The sequence below is a fragment of the Chromohalobacter beijerinckii genome, from assembly GCF_023061185.1.
Lineage (GTDB): Bacteria > Pseudomonadota > Gammaproteobacteria > Pseudomonadales > Halomonadaceae > Chromohalobacter > Chromohalobacter beijerinckii.
Genome location: NZ_JAKGAK010000016.1, coordinates 18,697 through 40,430, shown reverse-complemented (window position 1 = coordinate 40,430; position 21,734 = coordinate 18,697). Strand labels below are relative to the sequence as shown.

Annotated in this window: 24 protein-coding genes; 13 read left to right on the top strand and 11 right to left on the bottom strand. The window is 63.1% G+C overall.

The window, feature by feature from the left end; translation table 11 throughout:
- Positions 1-123: 123 nt before the first annotated feature.
- Positions 124-657: a lactoylglutathione lyase gene (gloA, locus tag L1075_RS12175; RefSeq protein WP_075370306.1), complete on the bottom strand. Its 534-nt coding sequence runs from the start codon at positions 655-657 to the stop codon at positions 124-126.
- A gap of 205 nt (positions 658-862) precedes the next feature.
- Between gloA and L1075_RS12170 the strand changes: the two genes are divergently transcribed.
- The 3 genes from L1075_RS12170 to L1075_RS12160 are packed head-to-tail and all read left to right on the top strand — an operon-like array spanning position 863 to position 4,128.
- A complete protein-coding gene (locus L1075_RS12170) occupies positions 863-2,962 on the top strand; it encodes an FUSC family protein (RefSeq protein ID WP_040240707.1) in 2,100 nt (699 codons plus the stop codon).
- On the top strand, positions 2,952-3,179 hold the full coding sequence (locus L1075_RS12165) for a DUF1656 domain-containing protein (RefSeq protein ID WP_040240705.1): 228 nt from the start codon (positions 2,952-2,954) through the stop codon (positions 3,177-3,179). The genes L1075_RS12170 and L1075_RS12165 overlap by 11 nt, the downstream gene beginning before the upstream one ends.
- Before the next feature lie 4 nt (positions 3,180-3,183).
- Positions 3,184-4,128, top strand: a complete 945-nt coding sequence (locus L1075_RS12160) for an efflux RND transporter periplasmic adaptor subunit (RefSeq protein WP_040240703.1) — start codon at positions 3,184-3,186, stop codon at positions 4,126-4,128.
- 45 nt (positions 4,129-4,173) lie between these two features.
- Here L1075_RS12160 and L1075_RS12155 read toward each other — a convergent pair whose 3' ends face one another.
- Positions 4,174-5,514, bottom strand: a complete 1,341-nt coding sequence (locus tag L1075_RS12155) for an MFS transporter (RefSeq protein ID WP_246942059.1) — start codon at positions 5,512-5,514, stop codon at positions 4,174-4,176.
- A 154-nt stretch (positions 5,515-5,668) separates the two neighbouring features.
- Here L1075_RS12155 and nfsA point away from each other — a divergent pair, with 154 nt between their 5' ends.
- Complete coding sequence (gene nfsA / locus L1075_RS12150) at positions 5,669-6,400, top strand: oxygen-insensitive NADPH nitroreductase (RefSeq protein WP_246942057.1); 732 nt, start codon at positions 5,669-5,671, stop codon at positions 6,398-6,400.
- Positions 6,401-6,463: 63 nt separating this feature from the next.
- On the opposite strand, the gene L1075_RS12145 is transcribed toward nfsA, so the two are convergent.
- Together L1075_RS12145 and L1075_RS12140 are read right to left on the bottom strand one after the other, a co-directional pair.
- Positions 6,464-7,819, bottom strand: coding sequence for a PepSY-associated TM helix domain-containing protein (locus L1075_RS12145; protein ID WP_246942055.1), 1,356 nt, complete (start codon positions 7,817-7,819; stop codon positions 6,464-6,466).
- Positions 7,820-7,933: 114 nt separating this feature from the next.
- Positions 7,934-8,293, bottom strand: a complete 360-nt coding sequence (locus tag L1075_RS12140; RefSeq protein WP_246894970.1) for a DUF2946 domain-containing protein — start codon at positions 8,291-8,293, stop codon at positions 7,934-7,936.
- A gap of 252 nt (positions 8,294-8,545) precedes the next feature.
- Here L1075_RS12140 and L1075_RS12135 point away from each other — a divergent pair, with 252 nt between their 5' ends.
- The gene (locus L1075_RS12135) at positions 8,546-9,265 is read left to right on the top strand and encodes an aspartate/glutamate racemase family protein (RefSeq protein ID WP_246894969.1); all 720 of its coding nucleotides are present in this window, start codon (positions 8,546-8,548) and stop codon (positions 9,263-9,265) included.
- Between the two features lie 13 nt (positions 9,266-9,278).
- The gene (locus L1075_RS12130) at positions 9,279-9,629 is read left to right on the top strand and encodes a DUF427 domain-containing protein (protein WP_246942053.1); all 351 of its coding nucleotides are present in this window, start codon (positions 9,279-9,281) and stop codon (positions 9,627-9,629) included.
- Between the two features lie 88 nt (positions 9,630-9,717).
- Here L1075_RS12130 and L1075_RS12125 read toward each other — a convergent pair whose 3' ends face one another.
- Positions 9,718-10,278, bottom strand: a complete 561-nt coding sequence (locus tag L1075_RS12125; RefSeq protein WP_246894967.1) for a helix-turn-helix domain-containing protein — start codon at positions 10,276-10,278, stop codon at positions 9,718-9,720.
- A 114-nt stretch (positions 10,279-10,392) separates the two neighbouring features.
- On the opposite strand from L1075_RS12125, the gene rhtA reads away from it, so the two are divergent.
- Positions 10,393-11,286 carry a threonine/homoserine exporter RhtA gene (rhtA, locus tag L1075_RS12120; RefSeq protein WP_040240688.1) on the top strand — a complete coding sequence of 298 codons (894 nt, stop codon included), beginning with the start codon at positions 10,393-10,395 and terminating at the stop codon, positions 11,284-11,286.
- 78 nt (positions 11,287-11,364) lie between these two features.
- Here rhtA and L1075_RS12115 read toward each other — a convergent pair whose 3' ends face one another.
- The 3 genes from L1075_RS12115 to ampC all read right to left on the bottom strand — a co-directional run bounded on the left by L1075_RS12115 (position 11,365) and on the right by ampC (position 13,212).
- The gene (locus L1075_RS12115) at positions 11,365-11,640 is read right to left on the bottom strand and encodes a type II toxin-antitoxin system RelE/ParE family toxin (protein ID WP_011505505.1); all 276 of its coding nucleotides are present in this window, start codon (positions 11,638-11,640) and stop codon (positions 11,365-11,367) included.
- Positions 11,637-11,834: a type II toxin-antitoxin system RelB family antitoxin gene (gene relB, locus L1075_RS12110; protein WP_011505504.1), complete on the bottom strand. Its 198-nt coding sequence runs from the start codon at positions 11,832-11,834 to the stop codon at positions 11,637-11,639. Before relB ends, L1075_RS12115 begins: the two co-directional genes overlap by 4 nt.
- A 211-nt stretch (positions 11,835-12,045) precedes the next feature.
- A complete protein-coding gene (gene ampC / locus L1075_RS12105; protein ID WP_052444918.1) occupies positions 12,046-13,212 on the bottom strand; it encodes a class C beta-lactamase in 1,167 nt (388 codons plus the stop codon).
- Positions 13,213-13,391: 179 nt separating this feature from the next.
- On the opposite strand from ampC, the gene zigA reads away from it, so the two are divergent.
- Both zigA and folE2 read left to right on the top strand, forming a co-directional pair.
- Positions 13,392-14,624 (top strand): zinc metallochaperone GTPase ZigA, encoded by a 1,233-nt coding sequence (gene zigA / locus L1075_RS12100; RefSeq protein WP_246894966.1) that lies wholly within the window; start codon positions 13,392-13,394, stop codon positions 14,622-14,624.
- Positions 14,625-14,631: 7 nt separating this feature from the next.
- A complete protein-coding gene (folE2, locus tag L1075_RS12095) occupies positions 14,632-15,546 on the top strand; it encodes a GTP cyclohydrolase FolE2 (protein WP_082021252.1) in 915 nt (304 codons plus the stop codon).
- A gap of 58 nt (positions 15,547-15,604) precedes the next feature.
- Here folE2 and L1075_RS12090 read toward each other — a convergent pair whose 3' ends face one another.
- Positions 15,605-16,432: a metal ABC transporter permease gene (locus L1075_RS12090; protein ID WP_246894965.1), complete on the bottom strand. Its 828-nt coding sequence runs from the start codon at positions 16,430-16,432 to the stop codon at positions 15,605-15,607.
- The gene (locus tag L1075_RS12085; RefSeq protein WP_246894964.1) at positions 16,429-17,151 is read right to left on the bottom strand and encodes a metal ABC transporter ATP-binding protein; all 723 of its coding nucleotides are present in this window, start codon (positions 17,149-17,151) and stop codon (positions 16,429-16,431) included. Before L1075_RS12085 ends, L1075_RS12090 begins: the two co-directional genes overlap by 4 nt.
- A 146-nt stretch (positions 17,152-17,297) precedes the next feature.
- On the opposite strand from L1075_RS12085, the gene L1075_RS12080 reads away from it, so the two are divergent.
- Positions 17,298-18,263, top strand: a complete 966-nt coding sequence (locus L1075_RS12080) for a zinc ABC transporter substrate-binding protein (RefSeq protein ID WP_246894963.1) — start codon at positions 17,298-17,300, stop codon at positions 18,261-18,263.
- A gap of 115 nt (positions 18,264-18,378) precedes the next feature.
- Positions 18,379-19,086 (top strand): ZinT family metal-binding protein, encoded by a 708-nt coding sequence (locus L1075_RS12075; RefSeq protein ID WP_246894962.1) that lies wholly within the window; start codon positions 18,379-18,381, stop codon positions 19,084-19,086.
- A 64-nt stretch (positions 19,087-19,150) separates the two neighbouring features.
- On the opposite strand, the gene L1075_RS12070 is transcribed toward L1075_RS12075, so the two are convergent.
- The gene (locus L1075_RS12070; RefSeq protein ID WP_040240676.1) at positions 19,151-20,032 is read right to left on the bottom strand and encodes a DMT family transporter; all 882 of its coding nucleotides are present in this window, start codon (positions 20,030-20,032) and stop codon (positions 19,151-19,153) included.
- Positions 20,033-20,155: 123 nt separating this feature from the next.
- Here L1075_RS12070 and L1075_RS12065 point away from each other — a divergent pair, with 123 nt between their 5' ends.
- Both L1075_RS12065 and L1075_RS12060 read left to right on the top strand, forming a co-directional pair.
- Positions 20,156-21,052 (top strand): LysR substrate-binding domain-containing protein, encoded by an 897-nt coding sequence (locus L1075_RS12065; RefSeq protein ID WP_246942050.1) that lies wholly within the window; start codon positions 20,156-20,158, stop codon positions 21,050-21,052.
- Positions 21,053-21,135: 83 nt separating this feature from the next.
- Entirely contained in the window at positions 21,136-21,666 is a 531-nt protein-coding gene (locus L1075_RS12060) for a C40 family peptidase (RefSeq protein ID WP_178998373.1), read from the top strand.
- Positions 21,667-21,734: the final 68 nt, after the last annotated feature.

Genomic DNA, 21,734 nt, shown 5'->3' with positions numbered 1-21,734 from the left:
CGGTTCCCGCATCAAGCGCCTCTTGCGTACTTTCAACGTAATATCTCCGCCATCCACATTCCTTAGCATATAAAAAACCCGATGCGTTGGCATCGGGTTTTCAGGTTCATGCGACCGCGTGGCTTACTGCCCCAAGCCTTTGGAAAGCTCAGGCTGAACGACCTCGATCCAATAGCCATCGGGGTCTTTAACGAAGGCAACGTCCTTCATCTTGCCGTCTTCCGGGCGCTTCTTGAATTCGACCTGGTTGGCGTCGAACCACGCCACCGCAGCGGGAAGATCCGGCACCGAGAAGCAGATATGCCCGAAACCCTGGGGCTCGGCGTTACCGTCGTGGTAGGCGAAACCTTCCTGGTCTTCGGTGCCCCAATTGTGGGTCAGCTCGAGAATGCCCTTCTGCGCGAAGGTATAGGCGTTGCGCTCGGCCGGATCCTCCGGCACGTCCTCGTCATCGCCGAGATTGGCGAGGAAGTAGAGCGTGAACTGCATTTCCGGGAAGTCGAGCTTGCGCAGCACGCGCATGCCGAAGACCCGCGAATAGAAGGCCAGCGAGCGCTCAGGGTCCTTCACCCGCAGCATGGTGTGATTGAAGCGAAAGCCCTGCGTTTCGGCCGACGGCGTCTGCACGCCGGGATACTGTTCGCCTTGGAAGCTCATGGCGTCCTCCTGATCGCGGGAATATGAGTCGGTGTCTGATTAGGAAGAAAGATGAGGGCGCTGGATGAAATTTCCAGGGGGCGCCGGCTACCGTGAGCCTGACCCATTAGACAAATGTCGCACGGACTGAGATAATTCGCAGACTAATATTTATCTGACCTTTTCCCTGATCGCCTCGGCCGCTCGGCCGGGGCCGGATATCGTTATGCTGCGCATTTCCACCGATCATTGGCTATTGGCGTTACGCACGGTACTGGCCGTCTGGCTGGCACTGTTCCTGGCGTTGCGGCTGGACTTGTACCAGCCCGCCTGGGCCATCCTCGCGGTGATGATCGTCACCCTGCAGCCGGTAATGTTCACCGGCGGCACGCCGCCCATCGGCATCATCATCGGGCGTGGCGTGGCACGCTTCTTCGGCACCCTGTTCGGCGCCATCGCCGGCTTGGTACTGATCGCGTTCTTCGGCCAGCAGCCGATGTTATATCTGCTGTTCTCCGGCGCCTGGCTGGCGTTCTGCATGTATTGGGTGATGCTCGAGCAGGACGAATACCTGGGCTACGTGATGATGCTCAGCGGGTATACCGCCACGCTGGTGTCGTTGACCGCCCTCGGTACGGGAGTCGAGGACATCTGGACCATCGCGCTGGGGCGCTTTACGGAAACCGCACTGGGCATCGGCTGCGGCGTCTTGATGCACCTGCTCATCGCACCGCGTTTCGGGAGCCGGGCGCTCCCCGAGGCGCTCTCCGGATTCCTGAAACGCGCCGCCGAGGAAACCCTGGCCACCCTGGACAGCCCACGCCCCCGCGCGACGCAGGACGCACGTCTCAAGGCGCTGCTCGGCGACTATCAGCAGTTCGAGAAGCTACGCGGTCTCACCCGCCTGGAAACCCGGCGCTTGAGTCGTTTCATTCCCGCGCTGGACCGCTTCGCCAGTGACAGCCTGGCGCTGATCACGGCCATCCGCGAACTGGAAACCGCCCTCGACTACCTGCGCGCCTGCGAGGACGGCGAGCACTGGCTGGCGCAATTGAACGCGCATGCCGCGCCGCTGCTTGCCACCATCGCCGAACAGCCGGCCGGCGAGCCGCTGGAAAAACTGACGCTGCCGGATTTCGCGTGGGACCCGGAGCGCGTGAGCCCCCGCAGCCGGGTGCGCGCCGAGCTGGTCCGCCAACGTCTCGGGGAGGTGCTCGGCCTGCTCCAGCACGGCCGGCGCCTGCGCCATGCACTGAACGACCCGGCCTCGGCCAAGGTGCACACCTTGCCGCGAGAAAAGCGTACCCGCACCACGCACAACGAGCACTTCGTCGCCCGCTTCAACGCCCTGCGCGTCTTCGTCGCCTTCGAGTTGCTGGGCCTGTTCTGGATACACAGCGGTTGGCAATCCGGCTATCTGGCGATGATGCTGCTGGGCGTTTTCACCATGCTGTTCGCCAAGGCGCCCAACCCCGCCGCGGTGGTCTACCAGTTCCTGTGGGGCACGCTCGCCGCCGTCACGCTGGGCGGCATACTGCTGTTTCTGATCTTCCCAATCATTAGTGGCTTTCCGCTGCTGGCCATCGCCATCGGCATCCCGGTGATGGTCGGCACGCTGCTCACGACGCGTCCCCGCTGGGCAGCCATGGGGCTCTCCGGGGCCGTCACGCTAATGACGCTTTTGAATCTGCACAGCACTTACAGCTTCGCGCCCGCGACCTACATCAACGGCGGTCTCGCCTCGGTGATCGGCACCACCACGGCGATGTTCACCTATGCACTGATGCGCCAGCGCTCGCCCGCCGAGCGTATCCGCACCCTGCTCGGCGCCTATTGGCAAGGCGTGGCGCGCTTGATGCGCGAGCCCGCGTTACCCAATCGGGCGCGTCTGGAAAGCCGCCTCTACGACCGGCTAGGGCGCATCGTCGCTTTAGGCGGTACGGATGACACGCTGCGCGAAGCCGTCGACCTGCATGCCCTCGCCTTGTGCGTGTGGCGCATCCGGCGGCTGCGCGAGGATCTCGCGCCGCATCGCCGGGAGCTCGAGGCCTGGTTGGACGATATCGGCCAGCGCCTGGTCGCGCGGCGACACCACTCGCCCGAGGTCTGGCACGAGCTTGCCGATCAGGCCCGCGACTGGGTCGATCGCTTTTATCACGCGCCCCAGCTCTCCGTCGCCACGGCGGGGGAAATCGCCATGCTGGGGCATCTCATGCGTGAGGCGCCCGGCGTCACGTTGGAGGCCCAAGCCGACGACGCGCCCCAAACCGCCTCGCACGACCGCCACGAGGCGCCCATCCGGCAGGAGACGCCACATGTTCGCTGAATGGACGTTTCTCGGTTTTCTGATACCGCCACTGGCCGTTCCCGTTCTCGTCACGCTCGGCCTCTATCTACTGCTGCGGCGCGTGTTCACGCGCCTGGGTGTCTATCACTGGTTCTGGCAACCGGTGCTCGTGGACATCGCACTCTACGCCCTGTTGTTGTGGTCGGTGCTCGCCCTCGCCGGCGCCCTACCGATCGCGCCTCCAAAGGAAGGATGAGGTTATGACCCTACCCGCAAGCGTTCGCAAGATCATGCGACCGCTGCTGACTCTCGTGATACTCGCCCTGGCCGTCGTCGCCATCGCGCAGATCTGGCAGCACTACATGCACGACCCCTGGACACGCGATGGTCGCATCCGGGCCGATGTGGTCAATCTGGGCACCGATGTCGCCGGCCTGGTCGAGAACTTGCAAGCTGAGGACAACGACTACGTCGAGGCCGGCGAGGTATTGTTCACCATCGATCGCCAGCGCTATCAGTTGGCGCTGGACAACGCGCGCGCCAACCTGAACCGCCTACAGCAGCAGCGCGACGAGGCCCGCGCGGCCAATGCCCGCCGCCAGAAGCTCAAGGACTATGTCTCCCAAGAGAACAAGGACGATGCGCGCTTCTCCCTGGCAACCGCCCAGGCCGAGGTCGAGCAGGCCAAAGTCGAGGTCGAGCAAGCGCAGTTGGACCTCAAGCGCGCTACCGTCCGGGCGCCGGTAGATGGCTATGTCACCAACCTGCTGCTACGCCCGGGACAATACGTCTCGGCAGGCGAGGATGCGCTGACGCTGGTCGACGCCAATAGCTTCTATGCACTGGGCTATTTCGAGGAAACCAAGCTTGACGACGTACACATCGGTGCCCCGGCCCGGGTAAAACTGATGTCTAATGACACCCCCATCTGGGGGCACGTCGACAGCTACGCACGCGGCATCTCCGACAACAGCCTGAGCAACCAGAACAGCGGACTCGCCGCAGTGCATGCCTCGTTCGACTGGGTGCGACTCTCGCAGCGCATTCCCGTACGCATCGAGTTCGACCACCTGCCCGACGACGTCAAACTCTCCGCCGGACTCACCGCCACGGTCTACCTCAACGAGACCCGCGAGGACGCCAACGACACCCCCGGTTGGCAACGCACCCTCACCCGCTGGTGGGAATCGCTGGTCAGTATTTGAGGCTCGATTTGCCCCTGTAGTGGATTGATCGCGTCAGCGGGGCACTCAGCGGCCCGCTGACGTTTCATCATCGGTCTCGGCTTCCGGTTCCGCCTCCATTTCCAGCGCCAGTTCCAGTTGGCCTTCTTCCTGCGCGGCTTCTTCCGTCCAGGCCGTGCCCAGCGGCGTGGTGTCCGAGGCCACCATCACGTAGTGGCCCTGCTCGGGCGATTCGCTGGTGGGGTAATAGCGAATGCAGTAAAGCCCGAACAGCACCATGACGATATGCATGACGGCCAGGTCCCACAGGAAACCATCCGGCCCCAGCCATTCCATCAGCACCCCGGCGCTGGCCGGTCCCAGAATTGCACCGATGCCCAACGCCAGGACGAGGCTCGCACTGGCCGCCACGGTCTGCTGATCGGTCAGGAAGTCATTGGCGCAGGCCAGAAAGATCGAATAGAGCGTGAGCGTCGTCGCACCCAGCAACGCCCCGAGCAGCGTCAATGCCATCGGCGACCAGCCGCTGACGAGCGCACCGACCAGCGCCAGCACCACCGCGACCAGGGCGACGCCGACGATCACCCACTGCCGGTCGGCCTTGTCGGACAGCTTGCCCAGCGGCCACTGCAGGATCGCACCACCGAAGATGAAGGCGCTCATGAAGATCGAGACCTGGGCAACGCTCAAGCCGCTATTGGTGGCGAACACCGCCCCCATGCCGAACACGGCACCGTTGGTGATGCCGGTCATGAAGCAGCCTACCGTGCCCAGCGGCGAGAGCCGATATAACGCGCGCAGGCTCATCGCCTCGGGCTGACTGAGCTCGGGCTGCGGCGTGTAGCTGATCAAGATCGGCACCAGGGCGAGCGAGACCAGGATCGACACCAGCAGGAACAACGCCATGCCCGAGGGGTCGGCACTGCCCAGCAGCAGTTGCCCACCGCCCATGCCGAGATAGCTGATCACCATGTAGATCGCCAGCAGGCGCCCGCGCAGCCGGTTGGAGGCATAACCGTTCAACCAGCTTTCGGCGACGACGTAGAGCCCGGCGTACGTAAAGCCGGTGACGAAGCGCATGGCCGCCCACACCAGGGGCTCGACGAACAGGGCGTGAATCAGGATCGCCACCGAAGTGATCGAGGCCAGCGCGGCGAAGACCCGCACGTGCCCGACCTCGCGCAGCTTGCGGGGCGTCAGCACCGAGCCGACCAGAAAGCCCACGAAGTAGGACGACATCACCAGTCCCGTGACCGTGTTGCCGAAATCCGCCGCCGAGGCCCGCACCCCGAGTAGCGAGCCTTGCAGGCCATTGCCCATCATCAGAAGCCCTACGCCGAGCAGCAGCGTCCATAGGCTCCAGGCGGCAGACAAGGTGGTAGGGCGGCTGGCAGTAGTAGCATTCATCGCATCGATCCATGGCCAGTGAGATAGCATCACTACCTCAGGATAATTCCCTTTGCTGGCGGGGAACATGACGCGGCCATTCCCGGTTGAGCGAGGACGAAGACATGCGGTACACTAATTAGCAAACTAATTAAATTATCCGACACGAGGTTGCATGAATCCCGTCATCGAACTGCTCAACGCCCACCGCTCGATCCGCCGCTTCACCGATCGCAAGATCGCGCCTGAACTGCTGCGGGAACTCATCCAGGCCGGGCAAAGCGCCGCGACGTCCAGCCATGTTCAGGCCTACAGCGTCATCCACGTGAAGAATCCGGCCAACCGCGAGACCCTCGCCGAACTGGCGGGCGGACAAGACTACATCGCCACCTGTTCCGATTTCCTGGTGTTCTGCGCCGACATGAAGCGCCCCGCCGAGGCCGCCGAACGCGCTGGCGCCAACGCCACCCGCGGCATGACCGAACAGTTGCTGGTCGCCAGCGTGGACACCGCGCTCATGGCGCAGAACGTCGTCGTGGCCGCCGAATCCGAAGGACTGGGCATCTGCTACATCGGCGGCATTCGCAATAACCCGCAGGCCGTGAGCGACCTGCTGCGCCTGCCCGAGCACGTCTATCCGGTCTTCGGCCTGTGCCTCGGTTATCCGGATCAGACCTCGGAAGTCAAACCGCGCCTCCCGGTCGAGGCCATCCTCAAGGAAGACTACTACCGCGACGATCAGGCCCAGGTCGACGCCTTCGACGCTTCCATGCGCGAGTACTACCAAGCGCGCAGCAACACGCAAAAAGACACCACCTGGTCGCAGAACCTCACCCCGCTGTTCGAGCACAAGGTGCGCCCGCACATGCGTGACTTCCTCGTCTCGCGCGGCTTCGAGATGAAATGAATGACGGCCGCGCCCGCCCCCGCGTGAGACGGGCGGGCGCAACGGTCATCGGCGACTGCCTGGCTAGGCGGTCGTCGCGGCGCGTCTGGCGCCGCGACGTCGCACCAGCGCATCCACCACCGCCATGACGATCATCGAGGCCCCCACCAGCGGGAAGATCACGCCACCGATGGCGAGCAACGCCAGCACGCCGCGCAAGCGGCGGGGATCCTTGGGTTCGGGGGGAATCCCCAGCTTGCCGCTCGGTCGACGCTTCCACCACATCACGCCCGACGAGACGCACAGCAGCACGATCCCCGCGCAGGCCAGCGCCAGAATCAACTGATTGGCGAGTCCGTATTGCTGACCCATGTGCACGTTGATGCCCCACTCCAGCGACTTGCCCAGCGGGCCGTAGTCGGCGTAGTTCATGTCCAGCAGTGGCTCGCCGCTATACCGGTCCAGATGCACGACCCGCTGTCGTGAAAGATCGTCGGGGTAGATCGAGCCGGTATAGACGCCGGTAGGACCGCTCGGCAGATTGACGCCATAACCGGGAGCCAGCCCCAGCTCATCGAATTCCGCCACCGCGCCGTTGAGGCCGATGCCCGGCGCGCCCTCGCGTCCAGGCGTCGATTCCGGCAGCCGTGCCTGCTCCAGCGACCAGGTGGTCGTCTCCCGCTCCGCCAGGCGTTCATCGGAGACCGGCACGTTGACGCGCACGCCATCCGGATAGCCGAAGTTGTGACCGTTGGCGAGTTCGTTGACCTTGCTGCCCCATACCGTGGACCACGGCATGCCGGTAATCGCCAGAAAGAGAATGAAGCCCCCGACGAAAATGCCGGTGACGGCGTGAAGGTCACGCCAGAACATTCGCTTCGACGGGGTCGCACGTACCGATATCACGCCGCCGCGTCGGCCACGCGGCCACCACAGATAGATCCCGGTCAGCACGAGCAGGATCGACCAGCCACCGACGATCTCGATGATCAGGCTCGCCGTCTCGCCGAAGTAGTTGAGGCTGTGGATGGTGCGCACGATCCACATCACGCTGCCGCGATAGGGAATCGTGCCGGTGACCTCGCCGGTGTAAGGATCGACGTAGACGGCTTGCTTGCCGTCGGCGGTGGTGATGTCGACCTCCGCGGCAAGGTTGGAGGCAGCAGGAGGCACGTAACGAAACGCCTCGCCGGGATGCGCCGCCATGGCAGCATCCAATTGTTGCTGCGGCGACACCGCCGCTGACGATTGCGCCTCGACGCGCACGATGTCCGCGTTGAGCCACTGGTCGATCTCATCCTTGAAGAGGTAGAGCCCGCCAGTCACCGCCAACGAGATCAGAAAGGGAATCGCGATGAGACCCGCGTAGAAATGCCAGCGCCAGACCGCCCGGTAGAGGTCGCTGGCGTCACGTGAAGAACGCGCAGAAGTACGAGACATGAAGCCCCCGAGTAGCGTGCCATGGCTACCGTTCGGTAGCCGAATCCATCCTGTGGCCGACGACTCCGGCGCAGGCGCGGCGTGCAAACGCACCAAGTTCGAAGTCGAGACCGCTTATGCGTGATGGCACGCCAACGGGGGAGCGCGGGTCAGCGCGTTGGGGAAGGTGGTCGTCACCGCCTGAGATGCGAGCACTCTTGGCGCATGCGGCGCGATGACGGCGGCGTTGTCCACTACCGAGGCGGTGAAAGCCCCCTCGATGACCGGGAAATGGCCGAATAGGGAGCAGTAGGGGCACTGATCGTGCAGGCCGACCGATGCGACGTGACCGTCCCGCGAGTGATCACCGTGCCCGGCCTCGGCGTGCGCAGGCATCGCATCGTGCCGCAGGGAGGCACTGGCCTGCCCGACCACCGGGCCGCACACCACCAGCAGCATGGCGAACAGGCTCAGCCAGGCGGTAAAACGACGCATGGATGTACGCGGGGAAAAAGGCATGGACTCGGCCGTGGGGTCGTCAGACGCATTCCATACTATCGCAGCCCTCTTTCCTACACAGCCGAATGATCGCGCGTGTTCACGGATGGGGGCGAGGGCTCTTCACGCAACCCGGGCCAGAGACGGCCTGCAGCGTTATGATGCAAGATGGGGTGCGACAATCCGCCTCGTGGATCGACCGCGCGTCGCGGCGCTTTATTTCGCTTTTTCACGCAAGGAGAGTTCATCATGCGCACCATCGGTTTGCTCGGCGGAATGAGCTGGGAGTCCACCGAGAGCTACTATCGGGCGCTGAACGACGGCGTAAAACAGGCGCTGGGCGGCTTTCACTCGGCGAAGATCGCGATGGTGAGCGTCGACTTCGCCGAGATCGAGACCCTGCAGCGCGACGGACGCTGGGACGCGGCCGGGGAGGCGCTGGCCGCCGCCGCGCGCCAGATCGAGCGTGCCGGAGCGGATTTTCTGCTGATCGCCACGAACACCATGCACAAGGTAGCGCCACAGGTGGAAGCGGCCATCGACATCCCGCTGTTGCACATCGCCGACGCCACGGCCGAAAGCCTGGTCGCCGACGGCATCACCCGAGTCGGGCTCTTGGGCACGCGCTTCACCATGGAGCAGGACTTCTACAAGCAACGCCTGAGCGAGCATTACGGTATCGACGTGATCGTGCCCGACGACACCCAGCGCGAACACGTGCATCGGGTGATTTTCGAGGAGCTGTGCCTCGGGCGCATCGAACCCGCCTCGCGAGAGGCATTTCTCGCCGTGATCGACGCCTTGCATGCGCGGGGCGCGCAGGCGGTGATTCTCGGCTGTACCGAAATCGCCATGTTGATCAAGGCAACCGACACTCAGGTACCGCTCTACGACACCACGGCGTTGCATGCCCAGGCCGCCGTGAAACGCGCCCTCTCCGGCTCCCTCTTGTCGGAAGACACTCCATAGCCCGGGAGGCTCCATGTCAGCAGACACTACGCAAGACCGCATCAGCCTGCACCCCCACACGCATCGCGTGCGGGTATGGGACGGCGACACCTTGCTCGCCGACAGCACGCGCGCCGTCGAGCTGCGCGAGAAAGGGTATCCCGCGCGCCAATACCTTCCCGAAAGCGACGTGCAGATGTCGCAACTCGTCCGCTCCACCACCGTGACGCACTGCCCCTTCAAGGGCGACGCCACGTACTACAGCACTGACGAGCATCCCGACGTCGCCTGGCAATACGCCGAGCCACTGGCGGGCATGGCAGCGATTGCCGGCCGGCTGGCCTTCGATGACAGCGTGGTGACGGTGCAGGTGGACGCCGGGTAAGCGTGCACGTGCGCGGGCCATCAGCCGGTCACGAGGCTACACAGATCGCCATTGGCACTTGGACCGGTGCTTGAATGGAGACTTGACGTCAATGCACCACGTTGCGGATGAAACGTAGCCGCCCCGCGCCTTCGTTGCGATAACGGTGGAACTGGTCGCTGGGGTAGACGTGAAAGTCACCAGCCTCGATCGTCACCTCGCGATCCGCGAGTTCCAGGGTCAGCGTGCCCTCGATCACCACCAGCATCTCGTGCCAGCCGGTACCATCGGCGACGGACTCGTAAGTGTCTCCGGGCTCCATCGCCCAGGACCACAGCTCGACTTCCTGTCGCGCCGGCTTGCTCGCCAGCAGCCGGGCGTGACTGTCGGGGAATCGCCCCACCCAGGCGACTTCGTCGATGCGCGCCGAGTCCTCGCTGCCCGGCGGCTGAACCAGGGCGTAGAACAGCACCCCCAGCGCCTCGGCGAGTCGATCCAGCGTGCTCAGGCTGACATTGACGTCGCCCTTTTCGATATTGACCAGCATCCGCCGGCTCACGCCGGCCCGCTCGGCCAATGCCTGCTGGCTCAGCGACGCCCCCTGACGCAGACGCCTCACGTTGGCGGCGACGTGCACCAGGACATCGGGGCGCTCGCTAGACTTGTGCACTATATTGCCCATCCGTACAATCGCGGTTCTCTCGAATGCCAGCGTCCGACCATGTCGGCAGGATGCGACTGGCGCCGTCAGAAGGGCAGCATGCCGCAGAACAAAGGAGGTGTCATGTCAGTCGCCATGCGCGAATTCGTGGCCAGGGTTTGGCCGGTGGCCATGCTGATCGTGGCAATGTGCTCCATCCAGACCGGGGCGTCCATCGCCAAGACCTTGTTTCCGGTCATCGGCGCCACCGGCACGACCTCGATTCGCCTAATCCTCGCCGCGCTGATACTGCTGGTCGTGATGCGGCCCTGGCGCCAGCGGTTCAGTCGCCGTGCCTGGAAGTCAACCGTGATCTACGGCGTCGCCCTGGGCGTCATGAACCTGCTGTTCTACCAGGCGCTGCAGACGGTTCCGCTGGGGATCGCGGTGGCGCTGGAGTTCACCGGGCCGCTGACGGTGGCGATGCTCTCCTCGCGGCGTTGGCTGGATCTGCTGTGGGTGGCATTCGCCGTGCTCGGCCTGACATGTCTTCTGTTGCTGGGCGATGACAGCAACGGCGCGGTCGATCCCTACGGCGCGGCTTGCGCGCTGGGGGCCGGGGTCTGCTGGGCACTGTATATCCTGTTTGGGCAAAAGGCGGGCTCGGTCAACGGCGCCCAAAGCGCCACGCTGGGCATTACCATCGCCGCGGTGGTAATCGCGCCCGTCGGCCTGATCGATGTCGGCCCGGCGATTTTCGCGCCGGAGGTCCTCCCGCTGGCACTCGCCGTCGCCGTGCTTTCCACCGCCCTGCCCTACACGCTCGAAATGGTGGCACTGCCGCGCCTGCCGACCCAGACCTTCGGCACGCTGATGAGTCTGGAACCAGCGATCGGCGCGCTCTCCGGCCTGCTGTTCCTGAGCCAGCTTTTGAGTGGCCTGCAGTGGATGGCCATCGGCCTGATCATCGTCGCCTCGATCGGCACCACGCTGACGGTGCGCCGGCGCGAGACCTTCGAAACGCCAGTGCCGGACTGAGCCCGCCGTCGCGTCTCGCAGCGAGTCTGAATCACGTCGCTGCTCGAACCTTTGAGACGCGAAGTGACGAAGAACCCATCATGGATAGTTCTGGCGAGCGTGGACCACAGACGTAACCTCAATGCGGTCGGTTACTTGGTAGACCACGATGAAATTCGGATGAGCAACAATCTCCCGCGTGCCAGGCACGCGGCCAACCTGATGCAGATAGGGATATTCAGCCACTGAGGCAATGGCCACCTCCAGGCGGGTGCGCAACCGTTGGGCAGCTTGTGGATCGCGTTCGGCGATATAGGTGATCAGTTCAATCAGATCGGCAATGGCATCGTCATGCCAGTGGATCAGTAGGCTCACAAAGCCTTGCCATCCTGGCGCCGCTCTGCGGCGGCGATAATCCCGTCGGCCTTGGCCATGACTTGGTCATGAGGCATTCCCTGACCGGGATTGTCGAGGCTGTGCTGCACCTTGGCCCGGAACCAGCGATCATAGCTATCGGCCTGCTCCTGGGTCGCAAACTCCGAGACAATAGGATCTAGCTGGGTACTCATAGGGTCTCCTCCTCTTACTTCCTCTAGTGTAAACAATTCTCCCTAGTTTGGCATTGTCAACGCCAAGCTGGGCCACAGATAGGCAGCGGCGTTGGCCGGCTGTTCCGTACGAGGCGGCAGTGGCAATGGTTCAACCGAGGGCTGGCCCTTCTGCTGCTGGGCGTGGCGTGGTGGGGCCTGTTGATGCCGAGCTAAGACGCGCACCGACTCACTAGAGCGCATCGATCACATCAAGGCCGGAGAGAATGCGGTACGCGGCGTCGACGCGCGCATCGTTGGGATAGTTCTTGTTGGCCAGCATCACCAGCCCCATCTGTTCGCCGGGAAGCATTACGACATAGCCGCCGAAGCCGTTGGTGGAGCCGGTCTTGTTGATCCAGACATCATCGCGTGGCGCTTGCGGCGGCGCGATTGCCTCGGCCGCGTTGGGTTCGAGGATCATGTCGTAACCATTGCCGGCGCGCAGGGTATCGAGCGCGACGGGGAGCGGATACTGCTCCCAGATCAGATCCTGCGTCATGTCGCCAACCCGATAATAATCCTGGCGGGTGGCGTCGATGGCCTGCTGGAGCTCGGCGTCGACATCCGCGAGATGCAGGTTGGCTCGTACCAGTTTGGCCAGATCGCCGACCGTCGTCTTGATGCCGTAGGCTTCATCGTCGAGCACACCGGGGGCCACACGAATCGGCTGACCGTCCTTGTTCTCGCCCATGGCGTAATGCGCCATTTGATCGTCGGGAACCTCGTACCAGGTATGCTGCAATCCCAGCGGTTCCAGCACATGCGAACGCATTGCCGGCACGAACTCGCTATCCAGACTCGCCGCCGTCTCCAGCCCCAACAGGCCGATCCCCAGATTGGAGTAGGTGCGGACTTCGCCCATCGTTTCCGGCGGTTGCCACTGGCGGAACCAGTTCATCAGCGACGCGCGGTCGGTGACTTCATCCGGTACGAACAGCGGCAGCCCGCCGGTGGTATGCGTGCCGAGGTTAAGGCCGCTGATTTCATCGAAGGCACTGCCCTCGAGTTCGGGAAGATAACGGCTGACGGGCGCCTCGAGGTCGAGCTCGCCCTGAGTGGCGGCCTGGGAAGCGAGTGTCGCGGTGAACGTCTTGCTCAGCGAGCCGATCTCGAACAGGGTGTCGTCGTCGACCGCTGTACCTGTTTCGCGGTCGGCGACGCCGTAATGGGCAATCGTCGTGCCCCTTGGCCCGACGAGAGCGACCGCCATGCCGGGGATCTTCTGCGCCTCCATCAAGGATTCGACGATCGGGTCGAGCACCTCGCGAACCTGCTTGTTCGATGCCTTGTCCTGCGCCAGCGCCGCGCCACTTCCCGCCAGTAACGTCAGCGATACTCCCAGCAGCCATCCTTTCATTGCGCTTCCTGCTCCCATATCGATAAGCCAAATTCCTGAACCGATATCATGCTTCAAAAGCATGGCCGCTGGAATGCTTGGGCCATAGATATGTTATGGTATAACATATCTATATATGCTGCCACGTACATCGAGACGTCGCGGGAAATGCATTATCACCAAACATGAGGGAAAACAGGATGGCGTCATCGCAGCCAACACTTCCGGTCACCGTGCTATCCGGCTTTCTTGGGGCCGGCAAAACCACGCTACTCAATCACATCCTCGCCAACCGTGAAGGACGTCGCGTGGCGGTGATCGTCAACGACATGAGCGAGGTCAACATCGATGCTTCGCTGGTCCGGGGGGCGCCTGACAAGGAGCACTCGGATACGAATGCGGTGACGCTCAACCGGGCCGAGGAGCGCCTGGTCGAGATGAGCAATGGCTGCATTTGCTGCACCCTGCGCGAAGACCTGCTGGTCGAGGTGCGGCGTCTGGCCGCCGAGGGGCGCTTCGATCATCTGGTGATCGAATCCACGGGCGTTTCCGAACCACTGCCGGTGGCTGAAACCTTTACCTTCACGGACGAAGGCGGGCAAAGCCTCTCCCAAGTCGCTCGGCTGGATACGCTGGTTACCGTGGTGGATGGCGCCAATTTCCTTTCCCAATATCATGAGGCTCAATCATTGGCCGAGGCCGGAGAAAGCCTGGGCGAGGAAGACGAACGCAATGTCGCCGACCTGTTGGTCGATCAGGTCGAGTTCTGCGATGTCTTGCTGATCAGCAAGACGGACCTGCTCGATACCGAGCAGCTCAATGAACTGACGGCGGTGCTGCGCTCACTCAACCCGGAGGCTGAGTTGATCCCCATGACGCATGGCCAAGTGCCGCTGGATAAGGTCCTGGATACCGGGCGTTTCAGTTTCGAACGCGCCCAGCAGGCCCCGGGGTGGTTGAAGGAAATGCGCGGCGAGCACGTGCCGGAAACCGAAGAATACGGTATCTCAAGCTTCACCTATCATGCCCGGCGCCCTTTTCATCCGCAGAAATTCTACGAGCTAATTCATGGCGATGGCTTCGACGCCACGCTACTACGTTCCAAGGGTTTCTTCTGGCTGGCCACACGGCCGCAACACGTCGGGCAATGGAGTCAAGCCGGTGGCATCGCCCATTACGGCTTCGCGGGCCTGTTTTGGAAAGCCGTACCCGAATCGCATTGGCCCGACGACCCCGAGTATCGGGAGGCGATCATGGAGAAATGGCAGGAGCCATTCGGCGACATGCGCCAGGAATTGGTCTTCATCGGCCAACGCCTGAATCAGGCACAAATGCGCCAGGCACTCGACGCCTGCTTGTTGAGTGAAGAGGAGATGCTCGCCGGCAAAACACATTGGCAGACACTGCCCGACCCCTTTCCAGCCTGGGACTGAGAAACGCATGCAAGAGCCCATGAATTCACAGACATTGCACGACGTGGCAAACGGCGCATCCGACCTGGAAGGCCCGCTGGCCTGGGTGGGAATGGAAGACATCGCGCTACCGTTTCGTCTGGCGAACAGTGCCGTCAACGGTCGCGCCTCGGCCGGTGTTTCCCTGGATGCAACCTCGGCGCGAGGCATTCACATGTCACGCCTTTATCTGGCACTGGAGGCCCTGGAAAATGAGGAGGTGACGCTGTCAGGCCTGGGCGCGGTATTGCAGCGCTTCCTGACGAGCCATGATGGTTTGGCCCGCACGGCCTTTCTCGACCTGAGCGGTGACGTTCTGATCAAGCGCCCTGCATTGATCAGCCCACGCGCCGGCTGGAAGGCGTACCCCTGCGCATTGCGCTGCCGCCAAGATGCACAGGGCATGCAGGCGATTCTCGAGGTGACGATCGGTTACTCCTCGACCTGTCCTTGCTCGGCGGCCCTCGCGCGCCAATCGATCCAGCAAGCGTTCGACGAGGACTTTACCGACATGCCGATCAGCCACGATGCCGTCAGGACGTGGCTGGGAAGCGAGCAGGGTATCCTGGCGACGCCGCATAGCCAGCGCAGCCAGGCGCACCTCTCACTGCGCCTGGCCGACGACCTCGAGACTCTGCCCGTGACGGCGCTGATCGACACGGTCGAGGACGCCCTGGGCACGGCCCTGCAGACGGCCGTCAAACGTGTCGATGAGCAGGCGTTCGCCCTGGCCAACGGTCATAACTTGATGTTCTGCGAGGATGCGGCGCGCCGTGTACGGCATGCCCTGCAAGCGCGCGACGAGGTGCAGGGCTTCCAGGTACGCATCGTGCACGCCGAAAGCCTGCATGCGCATGATGCGGTCGCGCATGCCGAATGGAACTGGACATCCGCGTACCCCTGATGCCGGGGCGTGCAGTTCCTCTCTCCCGAGCCCGCCCAATGGAGGCGGGCTCGGCGTCTCACCTCCCGGCGCGGGATGCCATGGCCCGCCACAGCAAGCGCCGGGCATTCGCGATCACGCCCGCCAGCGCAAACAAGGCCGCCGCGAGACTGACGATGGTAGGGCCCGTCGGCGTATCGAACCAATAAGCCGTCTGCAGCCCGCCGACGGCAGCCGTCATGCCGACCAGGGCCGCGGCCACCACCATGGTCTCCGGCGTGCGGCTGAACGTGCGTGCCGTCGCCGCGGGAATGATCAACAGGGCGGCGATCAGCAAGACCCCTACGACCTTCAACGCAACGGCCACCACGATGGCCAGCGACAAGGTGAGGATGAGCTGTTCGCGGCGTGGATCGATGCCGCTGGCAAAGGCCAGATCCGCATTGAGCGTCGCGGTCAGCAGGCGCGACCAGCGCCACCCCATCAACGCCATGACCAGCGCCGCGCCTCCCCAGATGACGGCAAGATCGGCCTTACCGACGGCGAGGATATCGCCGAACAGGTAGGCCATCAGATCGAGACGCACGCCGGAAACGAAGGACACTGCCACCAAGCCCAATGCCAGCGACGAATGTGCCATGACTCCCAGCAGCGTATCCATGGCATACCCCTTACCGCTCAGCAGCGACACGATCGTGGCCATGAGCAACGAGACCACCAGGACACCGGCGAAAATCGACATCGACATCAACAGGGCAAGCGCGACGCCCAGGATGGCCGCATGCGCGGTCGCATCACCGAAAAACGCCATGCGCCGCCAGACCACCAGGCAACCCAGCGGTGCGGCCGCCAGGGCGACGCCCACACCGGCCAGGGTGGCACGTACCAGAAAGTCGTCGAGAATCACGGGGAAGGCTCCAGGGAGGTCGGCGTATGGTGATGGCGGTAGAGCGCCATGCCGTCGTCGTCATCGTGACCGAACATGGCGCGATAGGCCGGCGAGGCCGCGACCCCTTCCGGGGTTCCCGCACAGCAGATGGATCGGTTCAGGCATATCACGCGATCCGAGGTTCGCATCACGACATGCAATTCGTGGCTGACCATCAGCACGGCACACCCCAGTTCCTGGCGCACCCGCTCGATTTGACGATAAAAGTCGGCCATTCCCTGCTGATCGAGTCCCTGAGTTGCCTCATCGAGGATCAGGAGATCGGGCGACGAAAGCAGTGCACGCGCCAGCAGCACACGCTGAAACTGTCCGCCCGAGAGATCATTGATCTGGCTATCGGCCTGTGGCGTGACCCCCGCTCGGCGGAGCGCCGATTCGATGTCGTGTGCCGAGTGCCGACGCGGGAGTCGCATCAAGCGCGATACCGTCATCGGCAAGGTGGCATCGAGATGCAGGCGCTGGGGCACGTAGCCAACGACCAGGCCCGAAGCCTTCTCGATACGCCCTCGACGGGGCGTCAATGCGCCGATGATGCTTTTCAGCAGGGTGGTTTTGCCCGAGCCGTTGGGGCCGACGATGGTGACGATTTCGCCCCGGGCGAGGTCGAGATGAATGTCCTCGAGCACGAGGTGCCCCCCGAAGGCGACATCCAGCGCGTCGATCGACAGCAGTTTCATGAGGACTCCGGATACATGCGTCGTTACTCCACTGATGGATGGCTCCACGGATGAAAGAGAAGGGTTGCTCCTTGTGTGAATAAATATGTTATAACATAACATATTGGTGTTCAATACTCGCTCACACATGCTTGGAGAACCGTTAGATGCCTCGTTTCAGTCCCTACTTGGCGGCACTACTCATGTCGCCGGCCGCCGCTTCCGCCGCCGTCCCGTCCGTCGCAGTGGACATACCGCCGGTCTACTCGCTGGTCGACCGTGTCATGGGAGATCTGGGCACTCCGGCCCTGCTGATTCAGCAGGGCGCCTCACCGCACCGTTACGCCATGCGCCCCTCGGAAGCCGAAGCGCTCGAGAACGCCGATGCCGTCTTTTGGATCGGCGAGGACCTGACCCCGTGGCTGGCGCATTCCATGGACACCCTGGGTGACGACGCCCTCAGTGTCGAACTGATGGACTTACCCGAAACGCAGACACTCGAATACCGCCAGGGCGCCACCTTCGAAGCGCATCATCATGGTCATGGCGGACATGACCACGACCACGACCACGACCACGACCACGACCATCAGCATGATCACGCCCATGACGGGTTGAATCCCCATGTCTGGCTCGATCCCGAAAATGCACAGGCCTGGCTGGGCGTCATTGCCGACTCCCTGGCCCATCTCGATCCGGAACATGCGTCCACTTACCGGGAAAACGCCCGCCTTGGCAAAGACGAGCTGAACACCCTGACCAAAGCGCTGCAACAGCAGCTCGCCAACGCCCGCGATGCCCATTTCATCGTCTTTCACGATGCCTACCAGTATTTCGAACACCGCTTTGATGTCCATGCCGCTGGCGCCATCTCCCTGGGCGATGCGCGCAAGCCCAGCCCGTCGCGTATCGCAGCGCTCCATACGCTCGTCGAAACGCATGACATCGACTGCGTGTTCAGCGAGCCCCAATACAACCCGGAACTGGTGAAAAGCGTCTTTGGCGATACCGGCGTGAACACGTCCATCGTGATCGATCCGCTGGGCACCAATCTCGCGCTGGGGGACGATCTTTACCCGAACTTGATGCACAAGCTTGCCGATGCCGTCTCGCAGTGCGCGAGCGATGCCTGATGGAAGCGCGCGACCACCCGTGCCATTGCTTTTTGCCTAGCGTCACAAAAAGATATGTTATAACGTATTAAACGCTTTTCACTGTACTAACGCTGATTCACACAAGGAGATCACGATGCGCCACCTATCCACTCATGCCGCTCTCACGCTCGGCCTGCTATCGCTGGCGAGCGTGCCACCGGCCGTCGCGCAGCAGGATGACCACGACCACCATGCACATGAGCACGATCACAGCCACGATCATGGGCATAAGCATGAGCACGATCACTCCCACGATCATCACGACAGCGATATCTACGCCGGTTACTTCGATGATGATCAGGTCGAGGACCGCGCCTTGTCGGACTGGGAGGGCGGCTGGCAGTCGGTCTATCCCTATCTGCAGGACGGCACGCTGAATGACGTCTTCGCGCACAAGGCCGCACAAAGCGATGACAAGACGGCGGCCGACTACAAGCAGTACTACACGACCGGCTATCGCACGGACGTCGACCGTATCGTGATCGAGGGCGATCAGGTCTCGTTCTACGGAGACGACGGCAAGCGCACGGGGGAATACACCTACGACAGCCATGAAATCCTCACCTACGAGGCGGGCAATCGCGGCGTGCGCTATATCTTCGAGCGTGACGGCGGCAGCGCCGACGCGCCTCGCTACATCCAGTTCAGCGACCACGCCATCTATCCCACGGATGCCGACCACTACCACCTTTACTGGGGCGACGATCGCGCCGCCCTGCTGGACGAGGTCACGAACTGGCCGACCTACTACCCCTCCCATCTAGACGGTGACGCCATCGCGCGGGAAATGATGGCGCATTGACCGGACCTGTGCATGCCACTCGGCATCCTCGGCGACAGCCGCCCCGAACGGAGCGGCTGTCGTCTCAAGAACTCACCGCCCCCTGGGGACGTCTCTTCATCTGCGTAATCACGGCGCTGCCCAGCACGCCCACGAAGGCGATGACCAGCGGCAGACTGAACGCGGCACGCCCCACCAGGATCAGCAGCACCGACGACATGACGGGCACGAAATACGTCAGCACGCCCAGCAACGTGGAGGAGCTTCTCAACAGGGCGTACCCCCAGGTGATGAACGCCAGCCCATAAGGGCCGATCCCGATGAGCGCCGCCACGCCCCAGTCCATCGCCGTCGCGTGCTCGGGAGCGGTTTCGAACGCACGGTGCAGCCCCCAGGAGGCGACGGCGGCAACGGCGAACAGGTGCTTGTAGTCCACCCAGGACAAGGCGGCGCGCCCCCGGAGATAGAGGGAGAACATGATCCAGGAGGCGCCGGAGGCCATGCCCTGCATATAGCCCAGTGCCGAGGTCGGTTCGCCCTGAGCGTTCGAGAGCACCAGCGGCACCAGCCCCGCAAACGCCACGGCCGACCCCAGTAAGGTACGCGCCCTAAGACCACGCCCGGCCAGCAAGTCTGCCACGAGCATGAATCCCAACGGCCAGAGGTACGTCACGAGCGTGATCTTGGCCGGGTCGCCTTTGCTCAGGGCGGAGAAATAGAAATACAGCGCGCCCGTCAGGCCACCGACACCCATCAACCAGAATTTCCTTCTGCGCCATGCGGCCGCGCCGGCCGGCGCACCACGCCATCCCATGAGCTGTGCCATCAACGCAGCCGCCCCCATGGCGACGGCCGCCGTCAACATCGGCGGCAGATTGATCAGGTCGCGCAATACCGGCAGGCTGGCCCAAAGCGTGACGGTCAGAAGGCCTGCCAGTAGTCCGGCGGTGGTGCGTGTGCTGGTCATGGCCTGCTCCTGTGTATACCGAATCGGCGTGGGTGGTATGTGACGCGAGCAGTCTGGGGCCGCATGAATTATCATGGAAACGAAGAGTTTCGATATTTCGATCATGATTCGTGATGGTGCTGAATGACCAACTTTCGACCCTTGGATCTCGTGGTGCTCAACACCTTTGTCACGGTGGTGGACAAGGGCGGATTCACCGCGGCGGCGGACGCCCTGCACCTGGCGCAATCGACCGTCAGTGCGCACATGAAGCGTCTGGAAGAAACCTTCGAGCAGCCTTTGTTGCAGCGTGGGCGGAAAGCGCCGATCCCTACGCCGGCGGGAGAACGTCTGCTCTCGCACGCACGGCAGATGCTGCGCCAGAACGCGCTCGCCTGGCAGGATGTCAGCGATCAAAGGCTGGATGGCGTGGTACGCCTGGGAATACCCGACGACTACGTGGTCTATCTGCCCGAGGCGCTATCCGAGTTCGAGGCCCAGTATCCGGGAGTCGAATTGCAGGTGGACTGCGGGCTCAGCGTGGATCTAGTGCAAAGCGTGCGCGCCGGCAGCCTGGACCTGGCGATCACCACGCGTCAGCCCAAGAGTCCCGGCGGCGAGGTGCTGTGTCAGGAGCCCACGGTGTGGGCCGGCGCCCCCGGACATGACACCCAACGCCGCACACCGCTGCCCCTGGCGGTCTCTACGGATGGGGTTTGCATCTTCAGGGAACGCGCCCTGGCGGCACTCGACGCCGTAGGCATCCCCTGGCGAATCGCCTATACCAGCGCCAGTTTGTCCGGCCTTACGGCCGCGGTACGCGCGGGCTTGGCTATAACGGTGCTCACACCCTCCATGCTGGGCTCGGACCTGAGCATCATCGATAGCGCCGAGGGGCTCCCCGAGCTGCCCATGACCGAAATCGCTCTGCACCGCAGCCCGGGACGCCCCAAGGAGGCGGCGCGTCAGCTCGCGTTGAGCCTGCAAGCCCATATTCAGGCCCGATCAACGGTCGACCTTAACAAAGCGGCGCCAGTATGAGCTGGCGCTCTCACCCCCGTAGCATCTTTGGCTACACTGCTGGCATTCTTGTCGCTCATCGGATTCCGACTGTAGGAGCTCGCATGGAGAGTGATCCTGTCACCCATTCATCGTCCGCGGCAGTGGCTGCGCCGCGCTTACAAGCGACTTTGGCGCTGCTTTTATGCTTGCTCGTTCTGGCCGGGTGTTCGTCGAGCCAACGCATCGAGACGCACGATCCCGGCCCGACCACGGCGGAGGGCCTCTCCATCGAGCGGGCACTGATCATTTCCAACGCCAAGCAGGCGCTGGGCACACCTTATAAATGGGGCGGCAATTCGCTGGAGACTGGGGTGGATTGTTCCGGGCTAGTGCAAGTTGCATACCATGCGGCTGGGATCGATGTACCACGCACTTCCAATCAGCAGTACCAGACGCTCGATCATCGCGAGCAGGCGCGACCAGGGGATCTGCTGTTCTTCGGAGCCGGGGATCGCGCCACCCACGTGGGAATTTACCTGGGCGACCGACGGATGATCCACGCGCCCGGCAGCGGCCGTGAAGTGACCGTGTCCTCGCTGGATATCCGCTACTGGCGCAAGCACTACCTGGGCGCGGCCGGCCCGGCGCCGTGAGCGTTACGCGGATAGCACGCATATATTTATAACCAAATCGTCGTTCGGGTCTTTTTCGTTATTCCCAG